Here is an 18,017-nt window from a genome sequence, read left to right as displayed (position 1 = left end):
GTGCCCAACGTCGCCGGGACAGCGCATATGACCCTTGCAACCGCGCAGAGATCGACATTTCGACTCTTGTTGTTGGCCTTCGGGCTGGCAACCATCCCATGCCTGCTTTTCCCACAGCTCGCGATCGTTGCGGCGATGAGCATCGTCGGCATCCCGTTTGCCATACTGATGGCGCTGATCCCGCCGGTCTTCCTGTTCCTGCTATTGACCGCGACAGTCAGCCTTGGCCTCCCAACCCAGCTGGCCTGGCTGACCAGCCCCTTGATTGCGGCGGCGCTGCTGGCCGTGCCACCTTTCCTGATCAACAGATCGATGGACCAGACCGCGGCTGCGCTGGTGTCCGGCGACCGCGACCAGGTCATACGACCTTTCAAGACTGGGACACTGGCGGTTCGCTCCGATCAATCTGTCTTCTGGACGAAAACCCAGACGCATTGCGACGATTTCTGCATGCGGGTGCTGCTGACCGGAAGTGCCCAGCGCATCATGGTCCTCGACTACGACAAGGAAATGCCTGAGGTCGATTTTTCGGCCACTGCCAGGACCTTCCGTATGGAGCGTCGAGCTTCCTGTCCGCCGGCCGAGCTCATCGATGCGCGTCCTCTCGATCTCGGCGGCCCCCAGAATTTCAATGCGCCGAAAGCCTCGGAGCGCATGCGGATCGAGATTGCCAGGGGCAATTGCCTGATCGAGGCCGAGGCGCCGCTTTCGGACGCCGATGCAGTGATCAGCACAGGACAGATCAAGCGTGGGCTGAGCGATTACGGGGCAGGGCTCGATCCGATGGCCGATACGGTGTCGGTCTATCGCATTTCCATGCAAGGCAAGCGCGGTGGTGTCTCCTCCGAGATCTATCGATCGACCGGTGTTGCTTCCCACCGGCTGTTGCCATTGCTTTTGCCGAGTTACGTGACCGGCTACCAATTCGACATTCGCATCGGGTTCCCGAGAACGCTCCGGCTGACGAATCTCGACCGGTTCGCCGCGCGACCGGATTGGAGCAGATTCGTCGTCAAGACGCTCGGCATGAAGCTTGCTCTGCCGGCTGGTTCGGAGGATGCCGCTGTTGTCCTGGCTGCGAAGCTCGGTCAGCCCCAGCCGATCGACGCCGTCACCAATTCCCTCGCCGAGGATTTCTTCAGCAGGCTGGGAGACAAGCGGACTGCGTCGCAGGCCGATATTGATCTCGCCGTAGCCGTGCTCAACGACCGGCGGTTGGACATCCCAAGGCATGTCTACTCGGCCGCGAGGCATGCGAAGGACGTGACGCCGCAGAGCATGGCGCGTCTTGCCGACGTGCTCTTCGCGAGGCTGTTCGAGCTGGACATCAAGGTCGGTAAATTCGGCAACATCGATGCACCGCTAGCCAGCGAGCTGGCTCTCGCTATCCAATACCTGCCCGACGACGTGATTCCAACGCATCGTGCCGATCTCGAAAAGTTGGCGAGGGATATCCCCCGGCGGGTGGCCGCCTATCGTGCCTTGACGAGGTTCTCGGCGCTTGGTGCCGGTGCCATCCCAACGATGCTCTATCTGATCGACGACGCTGTGCTGCAGCCACGCGACAAAGGCAATTTCTGGCAGCATTCGTATCTGGCTGGCGTGCTGGGCCTTTGCCAACTTGGAGAGCGGGGCGCTCCCGCCGTGCAGCCATTTCTGGAGCGCATCCGGTCGGGAACCATCCCGCTTTATGCCGGCTATGGCGATCTGGCGATCAACACGCTTGCCGGCTTGGGCGCCGACAAGGAGCGGACTTGGCAGGCTGTCTCGGCCAAGGACCAGACCATCAGTCGGGGGCGGTTCGATAGCGTCTTCGACCGGGCAAAGCGCAAGATCGATTGCCATTACTGAGAGCTCTGCCGTCAGTCGGCCAACAGCCTCGCATCCAACGGGTAGGTTGAAAGCTGCTCGTTGCCGGTTTCGGTGATCAGGATCTGGTCCTCGATCTTGACACCCTCGTGCCCGCCTAGCCTTCCGACATAGCTTTCAACGCACAGCACCATGCCCGGCTCCAGCACACCGTCCGGCGTGTCCGGCGTCCAGTCGCTGGCATGCGGCAGGGTCGGATATTCGTCGGCCAGACCGACGCCATGATAGAGCACGCCGTAGCGGGTCGGGAAGCAGTCTCCTGGCGGCACCACGGAGCGCTCGACCAGGTCGCGGAACGAGGTGCCCGGCTGCATCAATGCGGTGTTGTGAGCGATCTGGTCGGCGGCGATGCGGAAGAGATCGCGCTGTTCGTTCGACGGCCTTGCATCGCCGCACAGCCAGGTGCGCGACAGGTCGGCGCAGAAGCCGTAGGGACCGATCAGGTCGGTGTCGAAGGCGACGAGGTCGCCTTCCTCGATGACACGCGACGAGCATTCCTGGAACCACGGATTGGTGCGCGGCCCTGACGCCAGCAGCCGGGTTTCGATCCATTCGCCGCCGCGCGCAATATTGCCGCGGTGCAGTTCGGCCCACAATTCGTTTTCGGAGATGCCCGGCTTCAGCGCCTTCTCCATCTCGCCCATTGCCGCTTCGCAAGCGACGATGGCGCGGCGCATGGCGAGGATTTCGTCGGCCGACTTGATCAGCCGCGCATTTTCCATCACCGCTTCGCCATTGCCGATGGCAATACCGAGCCGGGCGAATTCCTCGACGCCTTCCGGGTTGATGTGGTCGATGGCGATGCGGCTGTTGCCGCCGCCATGTTCCCTGACCAGATCGGCGATGCCGGCAGCCCAGCGGCGGACCTTCTGTTCGGTCAGTTCGCCGCTATAGAGATACATCCACGATACTGCCGGCCGCACCTCGTCGACGACGCCGGAATGGTCGGACAGATGTTCGCAGGAGAAATAGTCGAACAGCACCACCGGTCCCTCGGTGGCGACGAAGCAGTGGCGGGTCGGATTATGCGCGACCCAGAGCTGCATGTTGGTCGAATCGGTGGCGTAGCGGATGTTGACCGGGTCGTAGAGCAGGGCGCCGGCATAGCCGCGGCGCTTCAGCTCGGCGCGGATGCGCTCGAGCCGGTATTTGCGCATTGCTGGAAGGTCGGGCGCGGCGATGCCTGCTGCTTGCCATTCGCTTTCAGCTTGCGCGCCGTAACCCAGCACATGCTGATTCAGCGACGCCGCCTTCTGGCGCGAGGCGTCGCGCAAGGCCTCGACCGAGCCCGGCTCGAACGGCATGATCTTGCGGTGATGACCGAACCCTTGCTTTTCCACCCGAGGCCTCCCTGCCGATGCTATTGTGGGGCTGCGCCTGCGGCCACTTTCTTCAGCCGCGTGACCGTCACTATGCGGGTGGGCGGGTCGCTGCCGAACAGCTGCGGCACAGCAAGCTGCTGCGGCGGGCCGTCCGCCACATAGCCAGCCTGATCCAGCAGCTCGAGGACGGCCTCGACATCCTCCATGTCGTTCGTCGTGACGAGCACCGCCGGCTCTTTCAGCAACTGGCTGAAGTCCGGCAACTCTTCATCGAGGACGATGAGATCGGGATCGATGACACGCAGATTGCCTAACCAGTGCCAGCTCGATACCGTTGTGCGGACTGGTCCGTTTGCCGTCAGCTGGGCGTAAAGAGCCTTGTAGTCCATGCGCACCATGCTGCCTCGGCTCGTGCCGCCATAAAGGTGCGCGTACCAGGTCACCGGCAGCACCAGGATGGCAAGCGTTGCGCCGACAAAGACGATGATGTCCTGCCACTTCCGTCCCCTGTCGCCCCGGGCGTCCATTCGCACGGCCAATGCAACCGGCAGCAGCACAAGCACGGGAAGCATCCAGCGGTCGCGAAACTGCGTTGCGCCGCTCGCCAGGACCAGCACGATGGTGATGGCGAGGGCAAAAGCGATGGTGCGCCACACCAGTTTTTCGGGCCACGGCGTCGGTTGCGGACTCGGCGCGGGCCTCTTCCATGCGATGAGGAAAGCCACCGCGAATATGCCGACCGGCAGCACCGCGAAATACAGCATCGCTTTACCCAGTCCGCGCATGCCGTTGAATGCCGTTGCTATCACGCCGCTTTCCCTGGTCATGCCGAAGCCGCGGGCGTGCGACAACAACTGGTCGGTGTGCGTCAGGCTCCAGTAGAGCGTCGGCAGGCAAAGCAGCAGCGCCACCGCCACGCTGATCACAAACCGGGGGGCCAAGATCACGTTACGTGTTTCGCGCAGCGACAGTGTGGACAGGATCAGCGCTGCGAAAAAAATCACATTGTTGTATTTCGACAGGATCGCGGCGGCGATGGCCACGCCGAAAAGCACATAAGCGGCGAGCGACCGCCGTTGCACCAGTTCGACGAGCGCAAGAAACAGCACCACTGAAAAACAGAAGGCGGCAATGGAGTGGGTGAGGGCATGCTGCATCTCCCACACCATCTGCGGAAACAACAGCAGGCCGAACATGGTGGCGGCGCCAGCCCGCGTGGAATAGCCGAGACGGCGGACAGCGGTGAAAGCCGACGCCAGCGCCACTCCGATCAGAAGATACTTCACGATCTTGAGCGCGAGGATATTCGTTCCGACCACGGCGGCGACGAGACGGGCAAGCCATGTGTAAAGCGGTGGCTGCGACCCGCCGTAGCCGGCCCAGAGATAGCGCATGTACATCAGCTGTTCGGAATCGTCGACGCCGACACCGGTTCCGACGATATGGGATGACAGCGTCATCACCGCGATCTGGACGAGGCAGTAGACCGCGAGACAGAAGAGCGCAGCGTTGAAGGGACCGACCTTGCCGTTGCAGAGCCAGTCCGTCCATTTCTCTAGATAGTGCAAGGGGATCGTCTTCTCATCGGGGGAAAAGCCTGCGGCCAGCTGCCGAAGGCCCCTTACATGATCTCTCGCGCGCTGTCGTCTTTTTAGGTCCGCATCTTCTCGCCGCTCGGATCGAATGGCGCCTCGACATTGATGCGGGCCGGGCGCCTGTGTCCGAGGATTTCGATCTCGAACAGGCCGGCGCTTTCATCCTCGGCGAGTGCAGCCGGCACGTAGCCCTGCGCCATCGACTTCCGCACATGATGCGCATAGCCGCCCGACGTGACCCAGCCGACCACGCGCCAGTCGCCATCGACGATGCCACGTACGGCCGAAGCCCCTTCCGCGGCTTTCGAACCGCGGACTTCCGTGCCCGCCGTGTCGAAACGCGGCGCGCCATAGCCATGCGGCTTTTCGACCGTGCCGTAATCCTTGCTGACCTTGGCCCAGATCGGCTCGTCGCCCATCACGTCGGCATCGGTCGCATCGACGATGAAAGAGACACGGCGCAGCTTTGGGCCTTCCGCCTGTTCCTTGGCGGCAGCTTCACGGCCGATGAAGTCGTTCTTCTCGAGCTTGATGAAGCGGTCCATCGAGCCTTCGAACGGCCCGTAGATCGGCCGCAGCTCGCGGAACCAGGTAGGGAAGTTCTTTTCCAGGCGCATCGACAGCAGGGCGCGCATGCCGAAATCGACCAGGCCGAACTCTTCCCCGGCGTCCTTGATCGCCCTGTAGACCAGGCGCTGATAGGCAGGCGCCATCCAGATCTCATAGCCGAGATCGCCGGTGTAGGTGATGCGGTTGACCATGCAGGGCGCGCCGCCGACCGCCATTTCGCGAAAATCCATGAAGCGGAAGGCTTTGGTCGAGATGTCGAAATCGACCAGCTTCTGCAAGAGGTCGCGCGATTTCGGACCGGCGATAGAGAGACCGACAAGCGTCTGGTCGAAGCGGTGGATGCGCACCGAGCCGTCCTTTGGCAGGTGCTTTTCGAACCAGCGCATGTGGTATTTCTGCGCGGCCGACGAACCCCAGATAATGAAGCGGTCTTCGCCGGCCTTGGCGATGGTGAAGTCGCCGATCAGCTTGCCGAATTCGTTGATCATCGGCGTCAGCACGATGCGGCCGATCTTCGGCATGCGGTTGGTCATCAGGCGGTTGAGGAAATCCTCAGCCGCAGGTCCCGACACTTCGTATTTGGCAAAGTTGGCGATCTCGGTAACGCCGACGCGTTCGCGCGTGGCCCGCACTTCCTCGCCGATCGGGCCGAAATCGTTGGAACGGTGGAAGGAGACGATGTCCTTCGGCTCCTTGCCCTTCGGCGCGAACCACAGCGGCGTTTCCAGACCCCAGCTGTCGCCCATGACGGCGTTGTTGGCGAGCATGGTGTCGTAGAGCGGCGTGGTCTGCGCCGGGCGTGCGGCCGGCAATTCCTCATTGGGGAAGCGAATGGAGAAGCGGCGCGAATAGTTTTCGCGCACCTTGGCGTTGGTGTAACGCAGGCCGGCCCACTCGCCGAAGCGGGCGACATCCATGCCCCAGACGTCGAAGCCCGGGTCGCCATGCACCATCCAGTTGGACAGTGCGAGACCGACGCCGCCGCCCTGGCTGAAGCCGGCCATGACGGCGCAGGCGCACCAGAAATTGGTCAGGCCCTGCACCGGTCCGACCAGCGGGTTGCCGTCGAGCGCGAAGGTGAACGGGCCGTTGATGATCTGCTTGATGCCGGCCTTCTCGATGCCGGGGAAGTGCTTGAAGCCGATCTCCAGCGACGGTGCGATACGGTCGAGGTCCGGCGGCAAGAGTTCATGGCCGAAATCCCACGGCGTGTTGACCGGCGACCACGGCTTGCAGGCCTTTTCATAAGTGCCGAGGAGGATGCCGTTGCGCTCCTGGCGGGTGTAGATCTCGCCCTTGAAGTCGAGCACGCCGATCATCTCGCGGCCGGTCGACTTGTTGAACTCCTCGACCTCCGGCATCGGCTCGGTGAGCAGGTACATATGCTCCATGGCCAGCACCGGCAGTTCGACGCCGACCATGCGGCCTATCTCGCGCGCCCACAGGCCGCCGCAATTGACGACATGCTCGGCATGGACCGTGCCCTGTTCGGTGACGACATTCCAGGTGCCGTCGGGCTGCTGCGTCAGGTCGACGACGCGGTTGCGCAGCACGATCTCGGCGCCGAGTTTCTTGGCCGCTTTGGAGTAGGCGATGGTGGTGCCGGACGGGTCGAGATGGCCTTCGACCGGATCCCACATGGCGCCGACGAAATTCGTCTCGTCCATCAGGGGAAACATCGCCTTGGCTTCGGAGGGCGTGATCAGCTCGGTGTCCATGCCGAGATAGCGGCCCTTGGCGTGGGCCAGGCGAAGAAAATCCATGCGCTCGGGCGTATCGGCCATCATCACGCCACCGGTCAAATGCAGCGAGCAGGATTGGCCGGAGATCTCCTCGATCTCCTTGTACAGCTGGACTGTGTAGGCCTGCAGCTTGGCGACGTTCGGGTCGCCGTTCAGCGTGTGGAAGCCACCGGCGGCATGCCAGGACGAGCCGGAGGTGAGCTCCGAGCGCTCGATCAGCATGATGTCGGTCCAGCCGGCCTTGGCCAGATGGTAGAGCACCGAACAGCCGACGACGCCGCCACCGATGACAACCGCTTTTACGTGAGATTTCATAAAGGTAGATCCGTTTTTGGGTAAATTGAATCAGGTGTTGGCCAGCGGCGTGACGAACGCTGCGCTCTGTGTCGTTCAGAAATCGGTCGGTGCGCCGCCTTCGGACGTGCGCTTTTCGACAAAGTCGTTGAGCTCTTCGCGGATCGCCGGGTCCATATAGGGTTCTTCGTAGGACGCCAGCCGTTCCTTCCAGACCTTGTTGGCCTTTTCCAGCGCGGTCGGCGAGCCGGCTTCCGCCCAGGTCTCGAAATTGCGCCAGTCGGAGAGGATGGGCGAGTAGAAGGCGGTTTTGTAGCGGTCCTGCGTGTGCTGGGTGCCGAAGAAATGGCCGCCGGGGCCGACCGACTGGATGGCGTCGAAGCCGAGCGCCTCGTCGGAGAGGTCGAGCGGGGTCAGGAATTCTGCCACCATCTGCAACAGGTCGATGTCCAGGATGGTCTTTTCGTAGGAGCAGCGCAGGCCGCCTTCCAGCCAGCCGGCGCCGTGCATCATCAGATTGCCGCCGCCCTGGATGGCGCCCCACAACGAGAACACGCTTTCATAGGCGGCCTGGGCGTCCACCGTGTTGGCTGCGCAGGTGTTGGAGGTGCGGTAGGGGATCTTGTAGCGGCGGGCAAGCTGGCCGCCGACCAGCTGTGCCTTCATGTATTCGGGCGTGCCGAAGGCCGGCGAACCGGACTTCATGTCGACATTGGAGGTGAAGCCGCCATAGCCGACCGGCGCGCCTTTTTTCACCATCTGCGCAAAGGCTATGCCCGACAGCGCCTCGGCATTCTGCTGCACCAGCGCGCCGGCAATGGTCACCGGCGCCATGGCGCCGGACAGGGTGAAGGGCGTGACGACGACGACCTGGCCCTTGCTCGACATCTGGATGATGCCTTCCATCATCGGCACGTCGAGCTTCAGCGGTGAATTGGTGTTGATGATGGTGAAGACGGACGGCTCTTCCAGCATCTGCTCGTGGCTGATGCCGCGCGCGATCCTGGCGATCTCGATGCCGTCGACATTGCGTTCCTTGCCGAGCGAATAGATGTGGAACACCTTGTCGGTCAGCGTGGCGAGGTCGCGGATGCATTCGAGATGGCGCACCGACGGGTGGATGTCGGTCGGCTCGACCGGATAGCCGCCGGTGCAGTTCAGAATGTTGTGCATCTGCGCCAGGCGCAGGAAGTTGCGGTAGTCGGCCTGGTTGCCCGGGCGGCGGCCGCGGTCGAGGTCGGAGCAGTTCGGCGCCGAGGCCATCATAGACAGGATCACATTGTTGCCGCCGAAGCGGACATTGTGCGCCGGGTTGCGGGCATGCAGCGTGAATTCCGAGGGGCAGTTCGAGATCAGATCGAGGATCATGTCGCTGTCGAAGCGCACCCGCTCGCTGCCCGCGGTCACGTCGGCGCCATGTTGCTTCATGATGCGGCGGGCTTCGTCGTGCAGCACGTCGACGCCGATTTCCCTTAAGACCCGCAGCGAGGCGAGATGGATCGATTCCAGCTCGTCGTCGGAGACCAGCTTGGTCGGCGTCAGCGGGTTCCTCAGTTGGCGGAAGGCCGGCTGCTCGAAGGCGGCCGAGCCGCCGGCGCGCTTGCCCGCGCGGCCACCGCGACGGGCGCGGTCGGTTGCCAAAGGCGGTTCGGCTGGGTGCAGGGCAGCGGTCATGGTGGTCCTCGTACAATGCTTGTAGCGGGCGGCATAATGGACCGGCTGACATCCGGCTATTGCGGAGGCGGCGACCACTAGGACGAGGGAAGCGACATGATCGAAGGGCAGTTCGGGACAGCTGACAAGCCTGAGGGAACAGGCTGACAGGACGCGCCCACCGAGCCGCTTGGCGCAAGGGGATTTGGTCCGCGGCTCTTCCTTTCCCTGAAACGAACCGCTAGCTCAGTGGTTTGCCGCTGGTGGGTCGGCAATTTACTGGAAAGGCAGCATGGCCGCGACCGAGTCGAGCGAGGGCGAAGCGGCGACGCAATGGGCGGCGCTTGCCGGCGTCACCGCGGCCCTTGCCATGTTCGGCGCCGCGCAAGGCTTGAGCTATCCGCTGTTCACGCTGTTGATGCAGCGCCAAGGCATGTCGCCGGCTTTGATTGGCCTTTCCGCCGCTATGATGCCGGTCGGCCTGATCCTGTCGGCGTCCTTCGTGCCGGCGGCCGTGCGGTTGTTCGGCGCCCGCAACCTCGCTGTCGGCTGTTCGCTGATCGGGGCGCTGTGCTTTCTGGGCATCGGCTATTTGCAGGACTGGGTCGCCTGGTTCGTCATCCGCTTTCTCGTCGGTGTGGTCATCAACCCGCTCTATGTGCTTGGCGAAGTGTGGGCGCTGTCGCTGGCGCCGCCATCGCGCCGCGGGCGGGTGATGGGCGTGTTCAATGCGCTGATGGGCGCCGGCTACGCGGCGGGGCCGCTCATCCTGATCACCGTCGGCGCCTCGGGATGGCCGCCCTTCATTGCCGCGATAGCAGGCTTTGGGCTCTGCGCGCTGATCCTGCGCGCGGTGTCGTCGAAGCTGACCGGCTTCGAGGATGACGGTCAGCCCGCCAGCGGCCTTTTCGGCTTTGCCAGGTTGGCGCCGGCACTGCTGCTGGCGGTGCTGGTTTCGGCGGCGGTGCAGCAGAGCACCTATGCGCTGATCCCGGTCTTCGGCGCCGGCTATTCGCTTCCCGAGGCAAAGCTCGCGGCGCTGGTGACGGCGCTGTCGGCCGGCAACATCCTTCTGCAGATTCCGCTCGGGCTGATGGCCGAACGCTTCGGCGGCCGGGCGATGATCGTCTTTTGCGCACTGGCAACGGCGGCGTGTGCGTTGTCGCTGCCGATGCTGATCACCACGCCGCTGGTATGGCCGGTGCTGGTGGTGATGGGCGCGGTCGGCTACGGCGTCTACACGATGGCGCTGGTCGAACTCGGCAGCCGCTTCAAGGGAACGGTGCTGGTCGCCGGCAACGCCGCCTTCGCGCTGATGTGGGGCGCCGGCGGCATTGTCGGCCCACCTGGTGCCGGTGCGTTGATGCAGGTCATCGGTCCGCTCGGCCTGCCGGTCGTCATCGCCGGCCTCGACGCGCTGCTGGTGAGCTTTGCGCTCTACCGATCCTTCAAGCGCCAAAACGCCTGACAGGCTTTTCCAGAGACAGGGCTTACTCCCGTCGGTGCTAATGACCTTACGTCACCATCTTGAATAAAACCGCCTGGGACGCGATGTAGGCAGGGCCGCCCGCCAATAGCTTGGAGACCATGCGTGACCCAATCGACGACAAGACGCCAGACGGATGCCGCTGCGGACGACAATTTCCTCTGGCTGGAGGACCGCACCGGCAAGGAGTCGCTCGACTGGGTGCACCGCCAGAACGAGCTGACGGTCGGCGAGTTGCAGGGCGACCCGTCCTACCAGGCAGCGTTCGAGACCGCGCTCGACCTGATGACGGCCGAAGACAACATCGCGGTCGGTGCTGCGCTCAACGGCCATGTCTACAATTTCTGGCAGGACAAGACCAATGTGCTCGGCCTCTGGCGCCGCACGACGGTCGCCTCCTACAAGACCGAGAAGCCGGACTGGGAAACGATCATCGACTTCGACGTGCTGTCGGCCAGGGAGGGTGTGAAGTGGGTGTTCAGCGGCGCCAGCCGCCTCTATCCCGATTTCAACCTTTGCCTGGTGGCGATGTCGCCGGATGGCGGCGATGCCAGCGAAATGCGCGAATTCGACATTGAGGCCAGATCCTTTGTCGAGGGCGGCTTCCGCGCTCCCGCCTCCAAATCCGGCTTTTCCTGGCTGGACAAGGACACGGTCCTTGTCTCCGCCGCCTTCGAGGAAGAGGACAAGACCCAGTCCGGCTATCCGCGCGTCGTCAAGCTGTGGAAACGCGGCACCCGCCTGGAAGACGCGACGCCGATCTTCGAGGCGGAGAAGCAGGATCTCGCGGCCGGTGTCGGGGTCGAATATGACGGCGACAGACAGTATTTGTTTCTGGCCCGCGCGATCGCCTTCTTTTCTTCGCACAGCTTCCTGCGCCTGCCATCGGGCGAGAACCGGCGCATCCCGCTGCCGGACGATGTTACCGACACCGCACTGTTCAAGGGCCGGTTTGTGTTCAGCGTGCGCAGCCCGTGGACCGCACCCGACGGCACCGAGTGCCAGCCTGACGGGCTCTATTCCCTGGATTTCGAACGCTGGATCGAGACCGGTGAACTGGGACCTGTCGAAACCATGCTCGAGCCGGCGCATCGCGTATCCATCGCCGGCATTGCCCGCACGCAGGACCGGCTGTTCATCAACCTGATGGACAATGTGCGCGGCAAGGTCATTGTCGCCGAGCGGAATGGGGAAGGCTGGTCGCTCAAGCCGGTGGCGCTACCTGAAAACGGCAATGTCGGGATCGCCCATGCCGAGCATTTCGGCTCCAGCGTTTCCTTCTCCTTCACCGATTTCCTGACGCCGAGCTCGATCATCTGGTCGGACGACGATGGCGAGACGCTGGCCACGGTGAAGTCGCAGCCGGCGCGTTTCGATGCAGCGCCGCTGATTTCCGAACAGTTCGAGGCGCGTTCGAAGGACGGCACGATGGTCCCGTATTTCGTCGTCAGGCGGCGGGACCAGAAAGGTCCGGTGCCGGCGCTGCTCTACGGCTATGGCGGCTTCGAAGTGCCGCTGCTGCCCGGCTATGCCGGCGTGCGTGGTAGGCTATGGCTGGAAAAGGGCAATGCCTATGTCCAGGCCTGCATCCGCGGCGGCGGTGAGTTCGGACCGGCCTGGCACCAGGCGGCGCTGAAGGGCAATCGCCAGAATGCCTTCGACGATTTCGCCGCGGTGGCGCAGGATGTCGTCAAGCGCGGCATCGCGACGGCCGGCTCGCTCGGCATCCAGGGCGGTTCGAATGGTGGTCTGCTGACCGGCGTGTCTCTGACCCAGCATCCCGAGCTGTTCGGCGCCGTCATCATCGAGGTGCCGCTGCTCGACATGTTGCGCTACACCGAACTACCGCCCGGCGCCTCGTGGATGGGCGAATATGGCGACCCGTCGAAGCCAGAAGAAGCCAAGTGGCTGGGCGCCTACTCGCCCTACCAGCATGTATCGGACGATGCCGCCTATCCGCCGGTGCTGTTGACGACGTCGACCGCGGACGATCGCGTCCATCCCGGCCATGCCCGCAAGATGGCGGCGCGATTGCAGGAAGCCGGCCACGGCAGGACGCTGTTCTTCGAGGAGACCGAGGGCGGCCATGGCGGGCGCGGCGATCGCCGGCCGCAGGCGGCGCAAACGGCGATGAAATACGTCTTCCTGCAAAGGGCGCTGTCCGCCAAAGCCTAGACGGATCCCCTCGTGGGCCAAGCAAAGGGTGGTTCACCTCGACCAGCCTTTGCTCTAAGATGCGGCCATGGCTCTTGTCAGGATCTTGGTCAGCGCCTTCGGGGCTCGCGTATTTCGGGTCGCGGTGACACCGTCACCGCGCACGCTGCGCGCCGAGCTTTTGCGGTTGTGCGCCCGCATCGGCTATTCGCCACCTGCCGTCCTCTGACGAATTCGCCCCGGCGCCGCCGGATTGATTTCAGAGGAAAGATCCAGACATGACCTATCAGAACTATTCGCTGAAGCAGCTTCAGCAGATCGACGCCGCGCATCATTTGCATCCCTTCACCGACCACAAGGAATTGCGCGAGACCGGCTCGCGTATCATCACCCATGCCAACGGCCCGTTCATCTACGATGCCGACGGCACCGAGATCCTCGACGGCATGGCCGGGCTGTGGTGCGTCAATGTCGGTTACGGCCGTGACGAGCTGGCCGACGCGGCCTACGCGCAGATGAAGGAATTGCCCTACTACAACTCATTCTTCAAATGCTCGACGCCGACGCCGGTGCTGTTGTCGAAGAAGCTGGCCGAGCTGGCGCCCAAGGGCATCGCCCAGGTGTTTTACGGCTCCTCCGGTTCGGAGGCCAACGACACGGCGCTGCGGCTCGTACGCCACTATTGGGCGCTGGAAGGCAAGCCCGAGAAGAACCGCATCATCTCGCGCAAGATGGGCTATCACGGTTCGACCATCGCCGGCACCTCGCTCGGTGGCATGGAACCGATGCACAAGCAGCTCGGCGGTGCTGTCCCCAACATCGTCCATGTGATGATGCCCTATGCCTATGAGCTGGCTCTGCCTGGCGAAAGCGACCATGATTTCGGCCTGCGCGCGGCAAAGGCCGTCGAAGACGCCATTCTCGAGGCCGGCGCCGACAAGGTCGCGGCCTTCATCGGCGAGCCGGTGATGGGGGCGGGCGGGGTGAAAATCCCGCCGATGAGCTACTGGCCGGAAGTGCAGCGCATCTGCCGCAAATACGATGTGCTCTTGATGCTGGACGAGGTCATCACCGGCTATGGCCGCACCGGCGAATGGTTCGCCGCGCAGACCTTCGGCATCGAGCCCGACACCATCACCACCGCCAAGGCGCTGACCTCAGGCTATCAGCCGCTTTCGGCCCTGCTGGTCGGCGACCGCATCACTGCGACGTTGGTCGAAAAAGGCGGCGAGTTCTACCACGGCTACACCTATTCCGGTCACCCGGTGGCCTGCGCGGTGGCGCTGAAGAACCTCGAGATCATGGAGCGCGAGGGCCTGGTCGGCCGGGTCAAGAACGACACCGGACCTTACTTCGCCCAGGCGCTGCAGGAGCGCATTGCCGGCCACGAGCTGGTCGGCGAGGTGCGTTCGATCGGGCTGATGGGGGCGATCGAGATTGTCAAGGACAAGGCGACCAAGGAGCGTTTCCTGCCGGCGGGTAGTGCTGCCGTCACCATTCGCGACCACGCTATCGCCCAGGGCCTGATGCTGCGCGCCACCGGCGACACGATGATCCTGTCGCCACCGCTGATCTGGACACGCGTGACGATCGACACGGCTTGCGACCGCATCGCCAGGGCGCTGGATCTGGCGCAAGCGGATCTGCGCAAGAAGTAGACGGAACGATCGCCGGGCGCCCTGCAAATCCGGGCGCCCGGCCTCAAACGCAACTTCCGCGGCGATAAGAGGGAACGAATAGCCCTCGACGCGCGTAGTGTTGCGGGACCGGCCAAGACCGGCTGCATTGGGGTCAGGATTTTCATGACAAAGACGGGCAAGAGCCGGCGGGCGCTGGAAGCGGCCGGGATAGGCCAGGATTTGATGCTGGCGCCGCTGGTGGCGATGATGCGCCTGCCGCTGATGGCCGCGGACGCACAGAGCGGCCGGGGCTGGAGCCCTGAAACCGCCCGCGCAGTGCAGGAGAAAGCTACGGCTGTTGCCGAAGGCGCGTTTGCCGCGCAAATGGCTCTGTTCCAGTCGGCCGCGCGCTTCTGGCCCGAGGTCCTCTCCGGCCGCACGCCGTCGCTGTTCGACGGCACCGCGGCGGCGAATTCGGTCAGCGCTGCGCTGAAACCCGCCAGCCGCGCGGTGAAAGCGAATTTTCGCCGGCTGTCGTCGAAAGGCTGATTGAGGCTTCGGCCCACGCTCTGTCCGACCTTGGCGAGGGGGTGAAAGCCGGTTTCCAGTTTGGCCACGCCTGCGCTAGACTCCCGCTAGGCAGTCTTTGCCGATGGGGGACATGATGGCAGTACAACCGCTCAACCAGCCCGCCGACATTCCGCCAGAACTCGACCGCTGGAACTGGGGCGCGTTTTTCCTCAACTGGATCTGGGGCCTCGCCAACAACACCTTCATCGCGCTGCTGATGTTCGTCCCACTGGTCAACATCGTCATGCTCTTCGTGCTGGGGGCCAAGGGCAGCCGCTGGGCGTGGCAGAATGTATCCTGGCGCGATGCCGAGCATTTCCGAAGGGTGCAACGCAACTGGGCGATCGCCGGGTTCAGCCTGTTCGTCATCGGGCTTTTCAGTATTGCCGCCGTGATCGTCGTCGTCCCTCGCATGATGAAAAATAGCGACGCCTACCGGCTAACCATGGAGACGGTGCGCGCCGATGACCGTGTCAAGGCCGCGCTTGGTGAAGATATTGACGCCGGCTATTGGGTGGTCGGCAGCGTTCAGATCTTTGGAAACGGCTTGGGCGACGCCCAGCTCAGCATTCCTGTCCACGGCAGCCGTGGATGGGGCTGGGTGATGTCGCATGCCATGCGCAACGCGGGGAAATGGAACCTGCGCCTGCTTGTCATTATGGCCGGAGGGGCGCCAATCGTGCTGGTCGACGAGGATCACATCGGCAGTCCAGCTGCGGCAACCAAAATATAATCGGACAACGTAGCAATAGTTCCCAGAAACGCAAAAACCGCGTCCCATCGGGAACGCGGCTTTGCCAGATACGCATGGCGTTTCGCCAACAATACACTTGCGAAACTTACGGGCTCCGGTACGCGAGACCTGATCCGGAGCGCCGGGCGGATGCGATATGTCCGCCTCGCCATCCGTTGTATAGGCACATCGTTACCGTCGGGTTATCGAGAGCTTAAGCAAATCTAAATTTGCAAATTTCTCGTGAGAGAAAAATCGATAAAACCGCTGCAAAATTCGAAACTTATAGAGAATTGCCGCGCAGGAAATTTATGATACCTGAGAAATCGGCGCCGCCGTTTCCTTGCGCGTTGAACAGCGCATAGAGCTGGGCCGCTTCGGCCCCCATCGGCGTCACCGCGCCGGCACTTTGCGCGGCTTCCTGGGACAGTTTCAGGTCCTTCAGCATGAGTGCCGCGGCAAAGCCGGGCTTGTAATCCCTGTTGGCCGGAGATGCCGGCACCGGGCCGGGCACCGGGCAGTAGGTGGTCAGCGACCAGCACTGGCCGGACGAGGTAGAGGCCACGTCGAACAGCGCCTGATGCGAGAGGCCGAGCTTTTCGGCCAGCACGAACGCTTCGGCGACGCCGATCATTGAAATGCCGAGCATCATGTTGTTGCAGATCTTGGCCGCCTGGCCGGCGCCGTCATCGCCGCAATGGACAATGCGGCCGGCCATCGGCTTGAGGATCGGTTCGGCGGCAGCAAAAGCTTCGCCGGAGCCTCCGGCCATGAAGGTGAGGGTGCCGGCGGCAGCGCCGCCGGTGCCGCCGGAGACCGGTGCATCGATCGAATGCAGCCCGTGCTTCCTTGCAACGGCATGCGCCTTACGGGCCGACTCGACATCGATGGTCGAGGAATCGATGAACAGTGCGCCTTGCTTGGCCTTGGGCGCGATGTCTTCGTAGACCGAGAGCACATGCTTGCCGGCGGGAAGCATCGTAATCACCACATCGGCGTCTTTTACCGCGCCAACGGCATTGGCCATGACAATGACGCCGTGCTCCCGCGCAACCGTCAGATTCTCCGGCATCAGATCAAAGCCGTGCACCGTATGCCCCGCCTTGACCAAATTGGCGGCCATTGGATTGCCCATATTGCCGAGGCCGATGAAGGCGATCGTCGTCATTGTTCTCTCCCGGTATGCTGGCTTTAACGGCCGATCAGTGCCCGCGCTATGATCACGCGCATGATCTCGTTGGTGCCTTCGAGGATCTGATGGACGCGCAGGTCGCGGACCAGTTTTTCGATTCCGTAATCGTGCAGATAGCCATAGCCGCCATGCAGTTGCAGCGCCTCGTTGGCAACGTTGAAGCCGATATCGGTGACGAAGCGCTTGGCCATCGCCGACCATTTGCCGGCGTCCGCCGCCTTGCGGTCGAGTTTCGAGGCGGCGGCGTAAAGAAAGATGCGCGCCGCCTGCAGTTCCGTCTCCATGTCGGCCAGCCTGAACTGCAGCGCCTGGAAATGGTTGATCTTCGAGCCGAAGGCCTTGCGCTCTGCCGTATAAGCCAACGCCTTGTCGAGCGCGGATTGCGCGCCGCCGAGCGAGCAGGCGGCGATGTTGAGCCGGCCGCCATCGAGGCCGGCCATGGCGATGCCGAAACCCGCGCCTTCGCCCGACAGCAGGTTTTGCGCCGGCACCTTGCAGTCTTCAAAAATGACCTGGCGGGTCGACTGCATGTGCCAGCCCATCTTGTGCTCGTTGGCGCCGAAGGCGAGGCCGGGCGCGTCCTTGGTCACGACGAAGGTGGAAATGCCCTTCGGACCATCGGCGCCGGTGCGCGCCATGACGATATAGAGGTCGCTGTCGCCGGCGCCGGAAATGAACTGCTTGGCGCCGTTGAGCACATAGCCGTCGCCGTCCTTCACCGCGCGCGTCTTCAGCGCCGCGGCGTCGGAGCCGGAGCCCGGTTCGGTCAGGCAGTAGCTTGCCAGCCATTCCATCGAGGTCAGCTTCGGCAGGAAGCGCTGGCGCTGCTCGTCGCTGCCGAAGCGGTCGATCATCGACGCCGCCATGTTGTGGATCGAGATGAAGGAGGAGAAGGCCGGATCGGCGTGCGCCAGCGCCTCGAAGATCAGCACGGCGTCGAGCCGGCCGAGCGCGGAACCGCCGACATCGTCCCTGACATAGATGCCGCCGAGGCCGAGCGGACCGGTCTCGCGGATCACATCGGCGGGAAAGTGTTTTGCGCGGTCCCATTCGAGCGCATTCGGCGCGACGCGATCGGCGGCGAAGGCCTGGGCCATCTCCTGGATAGCGCGCTGCTCCTCGTTGAGTTCGAACTGGCTGGTGCTCGCATCGACCGCGGCGTCCATGGCGTGCTCCCTGTGTTTCCTGGGCGGAGTTGGCCTGCTGGCCTGTTGTTTT

Annotated in this window: 13 protein-coding genes; 7 read left to right on the top strand and 6 right to left on the bottom strand. The window is 63.4% G+C overall.

Annotated features, from left to right (window positions below):
- Positions 1-27: 27 nt before the first annotated feature.
- Positions 28-1,851 carry a hypothetical protein gene (locus ACWGTO_RS08065; RefSeq protein ID WP_454574328.1) on the top strand — a complete coding sequence of 608 codons (1,824 nt, stop codon included), beginning with the start codon at positions 28-30 and terminating at the stop codon, positions 1,849-1,851.
- 11 nt (positions 1,852-1,862) lie between these two features.
- Here the strand turns inward: ACWGTO_RS08065 and ACWGTO_RS08060 are convergent, their stop codons facing one another.
- The 4 genes from ACWGTO_RS08060 to ACWGTO_RS08045 form a co-directional block, all read right to left on the bottom strand.
- Positions 1,863-3,173, bottom strand: coding sequence for a M24 family metallopeptidase (locus tag ACWGTO_RS08060; RefSeq protein WP_454574384.1), 1,311 nt, complete (start codon positions 3,171-3,173; stop codon positions 1,863-1,865).
- 56 nt (positions 3,174-3,229) lie between these two features.
- Positions 3,230-4,591 (bottom strand): ArnT family glycosyltransferase, encoded by a 1,362-nt coding sequence (locus tag ACWGTO_RS08055; protein WP_454574327.1) that lies wholly within the window; start codon positions 4,589-4,591, stop codon positions 3,230-3,232.
- Between the two features lie 251 nt (positions 4,592-4,842).
- The gene (locus ACWGTO_RS08050; RefSeq protein ID WP_454574326.1) at positions 4,843-7,413 is read right to left on the bottom strand and encodes a GcvT family protein; all 2,571 of its coding nucleotides are present in this window, start codon (positions 7,411-7,413) and stop codon (positions 4,843-4,845) included.
- Positions 7,414-7,488: 75 nt separating this feature from the next.
- Positions 7,489-9,066 carry a trimethylamine methyltransferase family protein gene (locus tag ACWGTO_RS08045; protein WP_454574325.1) on the bottom strand — a complete coding sequence of 526 codons (1,578 nt, stop codon included), beginning with the start codon at positions 9,064-9,066 and terminating at the stop codon, positions 7,489-7,491.
- A gap of 271 nt (positions 9,067-9,337) precedes the next feature.
- Between ACWGTO_RS08045 and ACWGTO_RS08040 the strand changes: the two genes are divergently transcribed.
- The 6 genes from ACWGTO_RS08040 (at position 9,338) to ACWGTO_RS08015 (ending at position 15,607) form a co-directional block, all read left to right on the top strand.
- Positions 9,338-10,513 (top strand): MFS transporter, encoded by a 1,176-nt coding sequence (locus tag ACWGTO_RS08040; protein WP_454574324.1) that lies wholly within the window; start codon positions 9,338-9,340, stop codon positions 10,511-10,513.
- Between the two features lie 123 nt (positions 10,514-10,636).
- Positions 10,637-12,706, top strand: coding sequence for a prolyl oligopeptidase family serine peptidase (locus tag ACWGTO_RS08035; RefSeq protein ID WP_454574323.1), 2,070 nt, complete (start codon positions 10,637-10,639; stop codon positions 12,704-12,706).
- Between the two features lie 67 nt (positions 12,707-12,773).
- Positions 12,774-12,914: a capsid protein gene (locus tag ACWGTO_RS08030; RefSeq protein WP_112565294.1), complete on the top strand. Its 141-nt coding sequence runs from the start codon at positions 12,774-12,776 to the stop codon at positions 12,912-12,914.
- Between the two features lie 49 nt (positions 12,915-12,963).
- A complete protein-coding gene (locus ACWGTO_RS08025; protein WP_454574322.1) occupies positions 12,964-14,343 on the top strand; it encodes an aspartate aminotransferase family protein in 1,380 nt (459 codons plus the stop codon).
- 144 nt (positions 14,344-14,487) lie between these two features.
- Positions 14,488-14,853, top strand: coding sequence for a hypothetical protein (locus ACWGTO_RS08020; RefSeq protein ID WP_454574321.1), 366 nt, complete (start codon positions 14,488-14,490; stop codon positions 14,851-14,853).
- Positions 14,854-14,956: 103 nt separating this feature from the next.
- The gene (locus ACWGTO_RS08015) at positions 14,957-15,607 is read left to right on the top strand and encodes a cytochrome c oxidase assembly factor Coa1 family protein (protein WP_454574320.1); all 651 of its coding nucleotides are present in this window, start codon (positions 14,957-14,959) and stop codon (positions 15,605-15,607) included.
- A 283-nt stretch (positions 15,608-15,890) separates the two neighbouring features.
- On the opposite strand, the gene mmsB is transcribed toward ACWGTO_RS08015, so the two are convergent.
- Both mmsB and ACWGTO_RS08005 read right to left on the bottom strand, forming a co-directional pair.
- Positions 15,891-16,775 carry a 3-hydroxyisobutyrate dehydrogenase gene (gene mmsB / locus ACWGTO_RS08010; protein ID WP_454574319.1) on the bottom strand — a complete coding sequence of 295 codons (885 nt, stop codon included), beginning with the start codon at positions 16,773-16,775 and terminating at the stop codon, positions 15,891-15,893.
- 23 nt (positions 16,776-16,798) lie between these two features.
- Complete coding sequence (locus ACWGTO_RS08005) at positions 16,799-17,965, bottom strand: isobutyryl-CoA dehydrogenase (RefSeq protein WP_454574318.1); 1,167 nt, start codon at positions 17,963-17,965, stop codon at positions 16,799-16,801.
- Positions 17,966-18,017 lie beyond the last annotated feature (52 nt).

The sequence above is a fragment of the Mesorhizobium sp. PL10 genome (assembly GCF_053714315.1).
This window is presented reverse-complemented; position numbering and strand designations above follow the sequence as displayed.

Bases quoted from the DNA above. Each gene is read 5' to 3' on its own strand.
- ACWGTO_RS08015 (WP_454574320.1), top strand. From the start codon at position 14,957: ATGGGGGACATGATGGCAGTACAACCGCTCAACCAGCCCGCCGACATT.
- ACWGTO_RS08050 (WP_454574326.1), bottom strand. From the start codon at position 7,413: ATGAAATCTCACGTAAAAGCGGTTGTCATCGGTGGCGGCGTCGTCGGC.
- ACWGTO_RS08020 (WP_454574321.1), top strand. From the start codon at position 14,488: ATGACAAAGACGGGCAAGAGCCGGCGGGCGCTGGAAGCGGCCGGGATA.
- ACWGTO_RS08060 (WP_454574384.1), bottom strand. From the start codon at position 3,173: ATGCCGTTCGAGCCGGGCTCGGTCGAGGCCTTGCGCGACGCCTCGCGC.
- ACWGTO_RS08005 (WP_454574318.1), bottom strand. From the start codon at position 17,965: ATGGACGCCGCGGTCGATGCGAGCACCAGCCAGTTCGAACTCAACGAG.
- ACWGTO_RS08045 (WP_454574325.1), bottom strand. From the start codon at position 9,066: ATGACCGCTGCCCTGCACCCAGCCGAACCGCCTTTGGCAACCGACCGC.
- ACWGTO_RS08025 (WP_454574322.1), top strand. From the start codon at position 12,964: ATGACCTATCAGAACTATTCGCTGAAGCAGCTTCAGCAGATCGACGCC.
- ACWGTO_RS08030 (WP_112565294.1), top strand. From the start codon at position 12,774: ATGGCTCTTGTCAGGATCTTGGTCAGCGCCTTCGGGGCTCGCGTATTT.
- ACWGTO_RS08055 (WP_454574327.1), bottom strand. From the start codon at position 4,591: ATGTACATGCGCTATCTCTGGGCCGGCTACGGCGGGTCGCAGCCACCG.
- mmsB (WP_454574319.1), bottom strand. From the start codon at position 16,775: ATGACGACGATCGCCTTCATCGGCCTCGGCAATATGGGCAATCCAATG.
- ACWGTO_RS08040 (WP_454574324.1), top strand. From the start codon at position 9,338: ATGGCCGCGACCGAGTCGAGCGAGGGCGAAGCGGCGACGCAATGGGCG.
- ACWGTO_RS08065 (WP_454574328.1), top strand. From the start codon at position 28: ATGACCCTTGCAACCGCGCAGAGATCGACATTTCGACTCTTGTTGTTG.